The 12,951-nt window shown below is 59.5% G+C and carries 3 protein-coding genes, 1 tRNA gene and 2 rRNA genes (1 of these 6 running past the window's edge); all 6 read right to left on the minus strand.

Going from position 1 to position 12,951, the window contains the following annotated elements:
• Nucleotides 1-66 precede the first annotated feature (66 nt).
• Nucleotides 67-2,160 carry an exodeoxyribonuclease V subunit alpha gene (gene recD / locus JOE29_RS21205; protein ID WP_210079838.1) on the minus strand — a complete coding sequence of 698 codons (2,094 nt, stop codon included), beginning with the start codon at nt 2,158-2,160 and terminating at the stop codon, nt 67-69.
• Entirely contained in the window at nt 2,157-5,849 is a 3,693-nt protein-coding gene (recB, locus tag JOE29_RS21210; RefSeq protein WP_210079839.1) for an exodeoxyribonuclease V subunit beta, read from the minus strand. Before recB ends, recD begins: the two co-directional genes overlap by 4 nt.
• On the minus strand, nt 5,846-9,319 hold the full coding sequence (gene recC / locus JOE29_RS21215; RefSeq protein ID WP_210079840.1) for an exodeoxyribonuclease V subunit gamma: 3,474 nt from the start codon (nt 9,317-9,319) through the stop codon (nt 5,846-5,848). Before recC ends, recB begins: the two co-directional genes overlap by 4 nt.
• A 194-nt stretch (nt 9,320-9,513) precedes the next feature.
• Nucleotides 9,514-9,629: ribosomal RNA gene (rrf, locus tag JOE29_RS21220) — 5S ribosomal RNA — on the minus strand.
• A gap of 158 nt (nt 9,630-9,787) precedes the next feature.
• Nucleotides 9,788-12,681: ribosomal RNA gene (locus JOE29_RS21225) — 23S ribosomal RNA — on the minus strand.
• A gap of 242 nt (nt 12,682-12,923) precedes the next feature.
• A tRNA-Ala gene (locus tag JOE29_RS21230) sits at nt 12,924-12,951 on the minus strand; it runs 48 nt beyond the window's last position.

Below are 12,951 nucleotides of genomic sequence, written 5' to 3' on the forward strand. Positions count from 1 at the left end.
TTGAAGAGCCTAGGGATTATGACGCTCGAATTCGTGCCTGCAAATCGCCAGACAGCCCGGACATGATCAAAGCCCCAACATCAGCCCACTCAGGCGTTTGACCTTGCGGCGCAGGGCTTCTTCGAAGATGCCTTGGCGCGGTTCGATGAGGCTGAACCAGTGCTTGGCGCGAGTGATGCCGGTGTAGATGAGCTCCTTGGTCAGTACCGGGTTGAGCGCTTCCGGCAGGATCAGGGCGGTGTGGGCGAATTCCGAGCCCTGGGATTTGTGTACGGTCATGGCGTACACGGTTTCGACCTCGTTGAGGCGGCTGGGCAGGACGAAGCGTACGCCTTCGCTGCCGTCGTTGCGGGGGAAGGCGACGCGCAGTACCTGTTTGCCCTCGCCGTCGCGCTCGGGCAGGCGCAAGGTGATGCCGATGTCGCCGTTCATCAGGCCGAGGCCATAGTCGTTGTGGGTCATCAGCACCGGGCGACCTTCGTACCATTGCTGTTCGCTTTCGATCAGCTTCGCGCTGAACAACGCGTGAGTGATGCGCTGGTTCAAACCCTCCACGCCCCACGGGCCTTTGCGTACGGCACACAGCAGTTGAAAGGCGTCGAAGGCGCTGAGTACCGAGCGCGCCCAACGCGTCCAGCACTCATCGTCCAGTACCGAATTATCGGCGGGCCGCTCGGCGGCGAGTACGTTCAGGTAATGCCGGTAACCCTGCGGGCCTTGCTCGCCCCTGCCAAGACCGTCGAGCACCAGGCGTTCGAACTTGAGGTCCTGCTCGCCCTTGAGGGCCAGGGCGAACAGGTCGTCATGACTGCCCGCCGCAAGCAGCGCGCGGGCCTGTTGGTCCTGCTGCTGGTTGACCAGCCGGGCCAACTGGCCGATGCCGCTGCCTTGGCCGAAACGACGCGAGTGGCGCAGCATCACCACTTGCTGGGCCAACGGATGCTGCTGCGCATCGCCCTGGCGCAAACCGCCCTTGCCGAGGTCTTCGCCGCTGACGGCTTCCAGCCAGGCCTGGGTGTCGGGGCTGTAGAAACCTTCTTCGGCGTCGCGGCACAGATCCCCGAGGACCGCCCCCGCCTCAACGGACGCCAGCTGGTCCTTGTCGCCCAGCAGAACCATGCGTGCATGCGGCGGCAGTGCGTCGAGCAGATTGGCCATCATTTCCAGGTCGATCATGGACGCTTCATCAACCACCAGCACGTCCAGCGGCAGCAAATTGCCCGCATGGTGACGGAAGTGCCGGGTACCGGGGCGACTGCCCAGCAGACGGTGGACGGTGGTCACCTCGCTGGGGATTTTCTGTCGTACGTCGTCACTGACATCCAGGCTCTGCACCTGTTGGCTGATGGACTCGGTCAAACGTGCCGCCGCCTTGCCGGTGGGCGCCGCGAGACGGATACGCAGCGGCTGGCCATTCTGTACCGCCGGGGCTTGCAACAAGGCCAGAAGGCGCACCACCGTGGTGGTTTTGCCGGTGCCGGGGCCGCCGGTGATGATGCTGAAACCCTTGCGGGTCGCCAGCGCGCAGGCAAGTTTCTGCCAGTCGATGACGGCTTGTGGCGAGGGATCGGCCGGACCGAACAACGCGTCGAGCTGCTGCGGCAGACCCTCCGGCGGCGTTTCACGCTGGGCCAGGCGCTGACGCAAGGCTGCAGCGATACGCCGTTCGTAAGTCCAGTAGCGACGCAGGTACAGACGCCGCTCGGCCAGCACCAGCGGTTTTTGTCGCGCTTCGGCACTTGAATCGCCCACCTCGGCGACCAGCATGCTGTCTGCCAGCGCCTGGCACCAGGCGGCGCCATCCAGCGCTGCCAGCAGTTGTGAGGGCAGCAGCATCGGCGCGCTCTGCTGATCGCCTTCGGGTGGCAGTGACAGGGCGAAGTCCGGTTCTTTGAGGGTCTCGTACAGATCGAGGCAGACGTGACCGTGGCCGAGCTGATGGCTGGTAAGCGCCGCAGCCACCAGCACCAACGGATCGGCCTGCGGATCGAGATCACTGAGGAACGCGACGAACGCCTTGTCCAGAGCACGCAACCAGCCGCGCTCGACCCAACGTTCGAGCAGGATCAGCAGATCGCTGACACGCGTCAGCGGGCTCAACTCCGCGAGGCTGATGTCGTCCAGCGCGGTAGGCAACAGATCATCGAACGAGCGGCTCATGCCAATGCTCCCGGCAGGTCATGCGCTATCGGTTTGCCCTGAAACAGCAGGTCCAGACTCTCGATCAGCTCACGTGGCGGACGGGTGAAATACGCACCCTGAGAGGCCGAACGACTGCCGCGCAGAAACAGGTACAGAGCGCCGCCCATGTGCTGGTCGTAATCGTAGTCGGCCATCCGCGTCTTGAGCTGACGGTGCAGGGCCAGCAGGTAGAGGACGTATTGCAGGTCATAGCGGTTGTCGAGAATGGCGGTTTCCATCGCCAGCTGGGTGTACGCACTGTCGTCACTGCCCAACCAGTTGGACTTGTAGTCCGCCACGTAATACCGGCCCTCATGTTCGAACGTCAGGTCGATAAAGCCCTTGAACATACCGTTGAGCGAGACCGTCTCGGTCGCAGCACGCGGCGCGTTGTCGTGGGTGAAGCGGCGCACGAGGGCGTCCATTTGCGCGACGTTGACGTTATTGCTGGCGAACCAGAATTCCATTTCCACACGGTACTGATTGGGCTGATCCAGTTCGCCCAGGGCCACCGGTGCGGCATCAGGCGACAAGCGCAGCGGCATGTTCAGCATGTGTTGCAGCCAATCGCTCAGGGTATTGATCCAGCCTGCCCAACCGCGTCGATTGCAGCGCCGGGCGACGGCGTCCTGCAGTTTCTCCGGCGCGTGCGCGGTGATCGCAAACCCTTCGTTGCCAGCCCACTCGAGCAATCCGTGCAGAAAGGTGCCGGGATTGGGGCCACGCGGAAAACGATGGATATCGCCGCCGCTGGTCAGGATGTCGCGCGGGGCTTCGGGGTCCAGACGCTCGTCGTCAAACAGTTTCTGTGCCTGCGGGCTGTCAGGCGATTCATCGGCACCGGCCGTTACCGTGTCGCCGATACGCAGGGCACTGTAGGACGCGATCCACCAGTTCTCGGCAGCGCGACGTTTGGGCACCAGCAGCTTGACCAGCGCCGCTTCGTTGCGCGGCGCACTGAAGCGCTCGTCGGTGGGCTCCGGAACAGGCTGCAAGGCAATCGCCTCACACCCCTGGGCCAGATCACGCAGCCAGACGTTCAACTCCGCCGACTCGGCCAGCACTGCGCCACCGCCCAGCAGGTAACCCAGTGCGGAGCGGTGCAGCATGGAGGTGTTGGCATTGCCACGCTTGAGGTCGGCGACGCCCAGCCAGCAGGCATGTTCCGATCGGGTGAGTGCGACGTAGAGCAAACGCAGGTCTTCGGCCAGACGCTCATCATCGGCTTGCTGAATCAGCGCCTCGGTAGGCTGCAGGCTGATCTGGGACTTGCCGTCGGCGTCATGAAACTGAAGAGGCAAGCGGCTGCCGTCCACCGGTTTCGAGGAGCAAATGAACGGCAGGAACACCAGCGGGTACTGCAGGCCCTTGGACTTGTGGATGGTGACCACCTTGACCAGTTGCTCGTCGCTTTCCAGACGCAGGATCTGCTCTTCCCCGGCCTGACCGGAGAGTGCCAGGTGGTCGCCCAGATGACGGATCAGCGCCTGCTCGCCATCCAGTTCGGCGGCGGCCTGCTGCAGCAGTTCAGACAGGTGCAGCAGGTTGGTGAGTACTCGCTCGCCGTCGTTGCGGGTCATCAAGGTCTGTGGCAGAGCAAAGTCATGCAGCAGACGGCGCAGCATCGGCAGCACGCCCTGGCTGCGCCATATGGCGCGATAGCCACGAAACTGCATGACGCGCCGCTCCCATGCCAGCTCGTCCTGATTCAGGCGTTCCAGCTCGGCCAGCGGCAGGTCCAGCGTGATACACGCCAGCGCGGCACGCAGCGTGCGCTCGGAGTCCGGCTCGGCACAGGCCTTGAGCCAGGACAGCAGGTCGTGGGCTTCCTGAGCGGCGAACACCGAATCCTTGTCGGACAGGTACACGCTGCGCACGCCGCGCGCGGTCAGTTGTTGACGCACCGCCTGCGCTTCCTTGCCGTCGCGGACCAGAATCGCAATGTCGGCGGGACGCAGCCCGCGTGTTGTGTTTTCGGGCGTAACGAAACCGGCACTACCCTGCTGACCGGCATTGAGCAGACGCACGATCTCGCTCGCGCAACTGGCTGCCAACTGCTGACGATAAACCACGCCGGACACCGGCTGGTCACTTTGCAGGTTCCAGAACGTCAGCGCCGTCAGGGGTGCACCGTCGACGTGCAGCGTCTCTTTGCGGCCTTGGGCCAGCGCATCGGAGAACGGCACCTGATTGCCGTGCTCATCGCGAAACAGGAACGCACCTCGACCTTGCTCACGTTGCTCTGCCCGCGTGAAGACATGGTTGACCGACTCGACCATCGCATGGCTGGAGCGGTAGTTGGTGTCCAGTGTATGCCAACGGCCATCGGTCGCCTGACGGGCACGCAGGTAGGTGTAGATATCGGCACCGCGAAACGCATAGATCGCCTGTTTCGGGTCGCCAATCAAGAACAGCCCGGTCTGCTCATCGTTGGCCTCGAGACGATAGATGCTGTCGAAGATCCGGTACTGGACCGGATCGGTGTCCTGGAATTCGTCGATCAACGCCACCGGAAACTGCTCGCGAATCAGGGTGGCCAGACGCTCGCCGCCAGCGCCATGCAAGGCAGCGTCGAGCCTGAGCAGCATGTCATCAAAGCCCATCTCGGCGCGGCGACGCTTCTCTTCTTCAAAGCGCGCGCTGACCCACTGCGCCGCATGCTGCAACACGGCAGCATCGGGTTTTGGCAAGCCGTCGAGCGCCGCCTTCAGCTGCGCCATGGCCTCGAAGGCCGGGTGCACAGGTGGCTCGCTCTTCCAGGCTTCGGCAATGCCTTCGGGGGTCAGACGAGTGAAACCGGTGCCCAGATCCAGCGCTTCCTGTGTGTCGTCAGCGGCCCAGGCGGCAAGCTTTTCAAACCAGGGTTTGAAGTAGCGTTCCTGCATCTTGCGGCCGTCGACTGCCTTGCGGGCGACCGCGTCCTGACACAGCGCATACAACTCGTCGGACCAAACGGCCCACGGCGCTTTCAGCGCGGCAAGCGCTGCCCGGCGCTCTTGCAATGACGCCGCGATCAGTTCGGCCGGTTCCTGGCTGAGTGGACTGCGCTCGCGGCCGAACAGACCTCGCACACGCGGCAACAACGCCGCCGGACCGCTGAGGTTTTCCCGCACCCAGAGCAGTGCGTCGCCGCTCATGGGGTAACAGAAGCGGCGCCAGTAATCACGCAGGACTTCGCCGAGCAAATCGCTGTGGTCGGTTTCCAGCGTCTGGGTGAACAAGCTGCCGCTGTCGAATGCATGCTCGCGCAACATGCGCTGGCACCAACTGTGGATGGTCGAGACCGCGGCCTCGTCCATCCACTGAGCAGCGATGTCCAGACGGCTGGCGCAGGCTGGCCATAGCGACGCTTCGAACTGTTCACGCAGGTCGGCAATCAGGCCATCGGGGGCGGCGATCTCGTCACGGAAGAAGCGGGCAGCCTCCGCCAGCCGGGTACGAATTCTGTCACGCAACTCTTTGGTCGCGGCGTCGGTGAAGGTCACCACAAGGATCTGTGGCGGCAGCAGTTCGCGACCAAAGCCGGACTGCTCGGTGCCGTGGCCGAGTACCAGACGCAAGTACAGGGCGGAGATGGTGAAGGTCTTGCCGGTCCCGGCGCTGGCCTCGATCAGCTGACTGCCGCGCAGTGGAAAGCGCAGCGCGAGAGGAAGGGATTGCTCGCTCATGCGCCGCCCTCCCCGCCGGACAATGACTGCCAGGGCGCATCGTAAATCGGTCTGTAGAGCGTCTCGCACCAGCCTGCGAATTCTTCACTGCCCATCAGTGCGTCGAAGTCCGGGAACTGCCGGGCCAGTGCCGTGCTTTCGCGACGCTCGCCATCGGTGGTCTGTCCGTCACCTTCGTAGGCTTTGCGGGCAGCCGCTTCGGTTTTGTCGGCAGGCTGGCCCAACCAGGCGAAGGCGGTTTTGACCGCGACCGGAAGGGGTTCTTGCATGCCGTGCAGCCAGGCCGTCAGCAAGTGATTGAGCGTGGTGACGGCACTCGCCTTGTCCAGCGGCTCCAGCATCAGGGTTTCATCACTGGCGACCAGTGCCGTGCTCAACGGCAGATCGCAGGCGCACGCCACCAGATGATTGACCCACGGCCGAATCAGCCGGTGCCACTTGCGGGTCTTTTTCGAGCCGATGCTGTTGGGAATGGCGGTGACCAGCAACAGCTCGCCACGGGCATTACGGTGCAGTCCGCCCAGCCAGCCGTCGATGCTGACACCCGCATGGCTGAAGCTGATCGGTAAAGCACTGCTCAGGGTCTCGGGCCAGAGGGTCAACAGATCGTGGTAGCGCCTGAGTACGTCCGGCAGCGGCTCGATCAGTTCGCTCTGCATCAAGGTGCCGAAACCTGCGAGCGGCAACAGACCACTGGCTTGCAGTTTCAGCGCTTGGGTCTGCAGAGCAGCATCCATGTTGTCCGGAGAGGACATGCCAGCGCCAAGCAGGCTTTCACTCAGGCCATAGCGTTCAAGGGCATCGAGCACGAACGGTTCTTCATCAGCCAACGGCGCTTCAGCGACTTCGAAATAGATCTTCAGACGCTGGCTGAAAAAGTGCTTTACCGGGTTTCTCAGGAAATCCTGTAGCTGCGCAATGGATAGCGGTTCTTCCTGTTCATGAGCGGGCAGTGCTTGAGGCACGGGCACCTGAAGGTCGGTTTCATGCAGCAGGCGCCATTCGCGGGCGAAGCTGAAATAACCTGTGCCGGCGTGGAAATAATTGGCGCTGAAGGGTTGCAAGGGGTGATTCACAGTCAGGGCCTTCAGCAAGCGCTCATCATCCTGTTTAACGTCCGGGTCGGTCTCGCAGGCCAGCTTCCAGCCGCTGGCGAGGTGATCGCGCAACTGTCCGATGAGTACCGAAGCAGGACGCTCACTGTTGTCACGAATGCTGTGGCCAACCCAACTGACATACAGCTGGTCCCTGGCCGAGAGCAAGGCTTCCAGCAACAGGTAACGATCGTCTTCACGCCGGGAACGGTCGCCGGGGCGGTAATCGCTGCCCATCAGGTCGAAATCCAGCGGCGGTTGCGCGCGTGGGTAATCGCCGTCGTTCATGCCCAACAGGCAGACCACTTTGAACGGAATGGCGCGCATGGGCATCAGCGTGCAGAAGTTGACCGAGCCCGCGAGAAAACGCTGGGACAGGCGCCCTTGATCGAGCCCGGCCAGCCAAGCCTCACGCACCACGGTCAGCGGCAGCTCATCGGTCAGCCTTACCGTTGCACAGGTCTCCAGCCAGTTCTCGCGCAGTGTTTCCAACTGGGCAAGCAGGTAATCGTCATGCTCGCTGTCGGCAAGAAAGAACAACTGCAACAGCGATTGCAGACGGGCACCCCACGCTTCCGGAGTGGTGGGTGTCGACAACTCTGTGTGGGCGACCTGAAGGGCGTCAATCAGCGCGACCAGCGGACCGATCAACGCCGCATCAAGCCCGCCGATCTCATCGTAAGGTTCGATGCCGTCATAAGCCGCACCGGCACCCACGGCGTAACCCAGCAACATACGACGCAGGCCGAAATGCCAGCTGTTCTGCTCAAGGGCATCCGGCAGCCCCAGACCAGCACGCTGCTGGGCATTAAGGCCCCAACGAATGCCTGCGCCTTCTATCCAGCGATGCAGCGTTGGCAGGTCACGCTCCTGAATCCTGAAGCGTGCGCGCAAGGCCGGAACGTCCAGCAGGTCAAGAATCTCGCTGACCGGGAAACGGCTGTCCGGGAGTTTGAGCAGGTGCTCGACAGCGATCAGCAACGGCTCGCGGCCGCGCTGGCCCTGGTCAGCCAGCGTAAAGGGGATGAAGCGACGATCTTCGCGCTCGATCTGCCCGAATACCGCGCGTATGTGTGGGGCATAGCTGTCGATATCCGGGACCATGACAATCACGTCACGCGGGCGCAGGCCAGGGTCTTTGCTGAATCTCGCCAGTAGCTGGTCATGCAGCACTTCCACTTCGCGCTGCGCGCTGTGGGCCACATGGAAGCGGATCGAGCGGTCCTCGAGAGGATCGACTGCCGGCCAGAGCTCACGGGTTTCATCCAGCGGACGCAGCTCGAGAATATCGTCCTGCAACTGGTTCAGCAGGGTGGTGGGCTGCGCTTCACTGAACAGATCAATGCGCTCGTCCTTGAACGAGGAACGGTAGCTGCGCGGGTCGTCATGGCTGTCCAGCAGGTTGATGTAATCACGTCCCTGCTTGCCCCAGGCCGCGAGCAATGGGTGAGCGTGCTGATGCAGCGCTTGCGGGTCGAGGACCATCGGCATTCCGCTCTTGCGCGCCTGGCGTTTGTACTGGTGACGCAGCAGGTCCTTGTCGGCGACGATATCGGTCCAGTGATGACGACACGGATTGTGGACGCAGAGCAGAACCTGACTGAACCTGGCCAGCCCTGCCAACGCCTCAAGCGCTTGTGCCGGCAGTGACGAAATGCCGAAAACGATGACCCGTGCCGGTAAGCCCGGTGGCGCTTCGGTCGTGTTGCCGATGCGCTCGATAAAACGCTGATGCACCCCCGCGCGGCTCTGCGACATCCCTTCAGCCCCGACGTCGTCAAGCAGCGCGCGCCACAGTTCGGCTTGCCAGCAATTGGCAGCTGACAATGGTCTGGACTGACCTCGTACATCGCGCAATTGATGACGGCCAGCAGCCCAGTCTTCCAGCCAGTCAGCGCGGTAAACCTGATATTGGTCGAACAGATCGGACAGGCGCTCGGACAGTTGATAGCGCTTGCGCAGATCCGTGTCGTCGGTCAGGAAGCGCTGCAGGGGCTCGAAGTGTGGCTGATTGATCAGCGACGGCAGCAAGCGCATCAAGCGCCAGGTCAAAGGGGTCTTGTCGAGCAAGGACGTCTGGGGGATCTCATCCGCCCCCAGCACCATGCGATACAGCGTCCACATGAAACTGCCGGGCAACTGGACGTCGATGGCGGCAGCGATACCACAGCCACCGTTATCTTCATCCTGAGCATCTTCGGCCAAGGCCAGCTTCAGCCATTGCGCAATGCCGTTGCTCTGCACCAGAGCAATCTCGTTTTCCAGGGGCGCCAATGGATATCGCCGCATCCAGGACACAACCAGACTGCGCAGTTCATCAGGGCGGTTGCCTTGAACCACCATGAAGCCTGCACTCAGAGAGGTTGTAACGGACATGCTTGCTTCCTTGACGGGTGCGTGGAACCTGATGCCGAACCATAAGGGCAAGCGCGCCGGATTGCCATAAGCACGTGGGTCTGGATGACTGCCGGAGAGGTGGAGTTATGAGTTCAGGAGAATGCAGAGGTTTCTGGAACCCCAGACAAACAAAAACCCTCAACGCATAAGCGATGAGGGTTTCTGGAATTTAATCTTGACGATGACCTACTCTCACATGGGGAAACCCCACACTACCATCGGCGATACATCGTTTCACTACTGAGTTCGGGATGGGATCAGGTGGTTCCAATGTTCTATGGTCGTCAAGAAATTCGGGTACCGAATCGTGCCCTGCGGCGCGCTTCAGCAAATCGGGTATGTGATAGCAAGCTGTTTCAGGTGTCGTTCGTGACGCAAACTTTCGGTTCGTGTCATCTTCACAGTCACCGCAATCTGGTCATTCGACGCAAATTGCTTGGGTGTTATATGGTCAAGCCTCACGGGCAATTAGTATTGGTTAGCTCAACGCCTCACAGCGCTTACACACCCAACCTATCAACGTCGTAGTCTTCGACGGCCCTTTAGGGAACTCAAGGTTCCAGTGAGATCTCATCTTGAGGCAAGTTTCCCGCTTAGATGCTTTCAGCGGTTATCTTTTCCGAACATAGCTACCCGGCAATGCCACTGGCGTGACAACCGGAACACCAGAGGTTCGTCCACTCCGGTCCTCTCGTACTAGGAGCAGCCCCTCTCAAATCTCAAACGTCCACGGCAGATAGGGACCGAACTGTCTCACGACGTTCTAAACCCAGCTCGCGTACCACTTTAAATGGCGAACAGCCATACCCTTGGGACCGGCTTCAGCCCCAGGATGTGATGAGCCGACATCGAGGTGCCAAACACCGCCGTCGATATGAACTCTTGGGCGGTATCAGCCTGTTATCCCCGGAGTACCTTTTATCCGTTGAGCGATGGCCCTTCCATACAGAACCACCGGATCACTAAGACCTACTTTCGTACCTGCTCGACGTGTCTGTCTCGCAGTCAAGCGCGCTTTTGCCTTTATACTCTACGACCGATTTCCGACCGGTCTGAGCGCACCTTCGTACTCCTCCGTTACTCTTTAGGAGGAGACCGCCCCAGTCAAACTACCCACCATACACTGTCCTCGATCCGGATAACGGACCTGAGTTAGAACCTCAAAGTTGCCAGGGTGGTATTTCAAGGTTGGCTCCACGCAGACTGGCGTCCACGCTTCAAAGCCTCCCACCTATCCTACACAAGCAAATTCAAAGTCCAGTGCAAAGCTATAGTAAAGGTTCACGGGGTCTTTCCGTCTAGCCGCGGATACACTGCATCTTCACAGCGATTTCAATTTCACTGAGTCTCGGGTGGAGACAGCGCCGCCATCGTTACGCCATTCGTGCAGGTCGGAACTTACCCGACAAGGAATTTCGCTACCTTAGGACCGTTATAGTTACGGCCGCCGTTTACCGGGGCTTCGATCAAGAGCTTCGCTTGCGCTAACCCCATCAATTAACCTTCCGGCACCGGGCAGGCGTCACACCCTATACGTCCACTTTCGTGTTTGCAGAGTGCTGTGTTTTTAATAAACAGTCGCAGCGGCCTGGTATCTTCGACCGGCAGGGGCTTACGCAGTAAATGCTTAACCTCCACCGGCGCACCTTCTCCCGAAGTTACGGTGCCATTTTGCCTAGTTCCTTCACCCGAGTTCTCTCAAGCGCCTTGGTATTCTCTACCCAACCACCTGTGTCGGTTTGGGGTACGGTTCCTGGTTACCTGAAGCTTAGAAGCTTTTCTTGGAAGCATGGCATCAACCACTTCGTGTTCTAAAAGAACACTCGTCATCAGCTCTCGGCCTTAAGATCCCGGATTTACCTAAGATCTCAGCCTACCACCTTAAACCTGGACAACCAACGCCAGGCTGGCCTAGCCTTCTCCGTCCCTCCATCGCAATAACCAGAAGTACAGGAATATTAACCTGTTTTCCATCGACTACGCTTTTCAGCCTCGCCTTAGGGACCGACTAACCCTGCGTCGATTAACGTTGCGCAGGAAACCTTGGTCTTTCGGCGTGGGTGTTTTTCACACCCATTGTCGTTACTCATGTCAGCATTCGCACTTCTGATACCTCCAGCAAGCTTCTCAACTCACCTTCACAGGCTTACAGAACGCTCCTCTACCGCATCATCAAAAGATGATACCCGTAGCTTCGGTGCATGGTTTGAGCCCCGTTACATCTTCCGCGCAGGCCGACTCGACTAGTGAGCTATTACGCTTTCTTTAAAGGGTGGCTGCTTCTAAGCCAACCTCCTAGCTGTCTAAGCCTTCCCACATCGTTTCCCACTTAACCATGACTTTGGGACCTTAGCTGACGGTCTGGGTTGTTTCCCTTTTCACGACGGACGTTAGCACCCGCCGTGTGTCTCCCATGCTCGGCACTTGTAGGTATTCGGAGTTTGCATCGGTTTGGTAAGTCGGGATGACCCCCTAGCCGAAACAGTGCTCTACCCCCTACAGTGATACATGAGGCGCTACCTAAATAGCTTTCGAGGAGAACCAGCTATCTCCGAGCTTGATTAGCCTTTCACTCCGATCCACAGGTCATCCGCTAACTTTTCAACGGTAGTCGGTTCGGTCCTCCAGTTAGTGTTACCCAACCTTCAACCTGCCCATGGATAGATCGCCCGGTTTCGGGTCTATTCCCAGCGACTAGACGCCCTATTAAGACTCGCTTTCGCTACGCCTCCCCTATTCGGTTAAGCTCGCCACTGAAAATAAGTCGCTGACCCATTATACAAAAGGTACGCAGTCACCCAACAAAGTGGGCTCCCACTGCTTGTACGCATACGGTTTCAGGATCTATTTCACTCCGCTCTCCGCGGTTCTTTTCGCCTTTCCCTCACGGTACTGGTTCACTATCGGTCAGTCAGTAGTATTTAGCCTTGGAGGATGGTCCCCCCATATTCAGACAAGGTTTCTCGTGCCCCGTCCTACTCGATTTCATTGCAAAGGGATTTTCGCGTACAGGGCTATCACCCACTATGGCCGTCCTTTCCAGAACGTTCCGCTAATCTCAATACAACTTAAGGGCTGGTCCCCGTTCGCTCGCCACTACTAAGGGAATCTCGGTTGATTTCTTTTCCTCAGGGTACTTAGATGTTTCAGTTCCCCTGGTTCGCCTCTTGCACCTATGTATTCAGTACAAGATAACCATCTTATGATGGCTGGGTTCCCCCATTCAGATATCTCCGGATCACAGTCTGTTTGCCGACTCCCCGAAGCTTTTCGCAGGCTACCACGTCTTTCATCGCCTCTGACTGCCAAGGCATCCACCGTATGCGCTTCTTCACTTGACCATATAACCCCAAGCAATCTGGTTATACTGTGAAGACGACATTCGCCGAAAGTTTGCATTTCACAAACTTTACCTTAGCCCGGACACACACCAGTGAAAGAGGTGCCCGGTCTATATTTCTTTCTATCACATACCCAAATTTTTAAAGAACGATCTAATCAAAGACTAGAAATCAACATTCATGCACCCTTTGTATTGCAGGGTGGAATGCTCATTTCTAAGCTTTCAAACAGAAGCAGTAAGTGGTGGAGCCAAGCGGGATCGAACCGCT

Source organism: Pseudomonas sp. PvP009 (assembly GCF_017832995.1).
GTDB classification, from domain to species: Bacteria; Pseudomonadota; Gammaproteobacteria; order Pseudomonadales; family Pseudomonadaceae; genus Aquipseudomonas; species Aquipseudomonas syringae.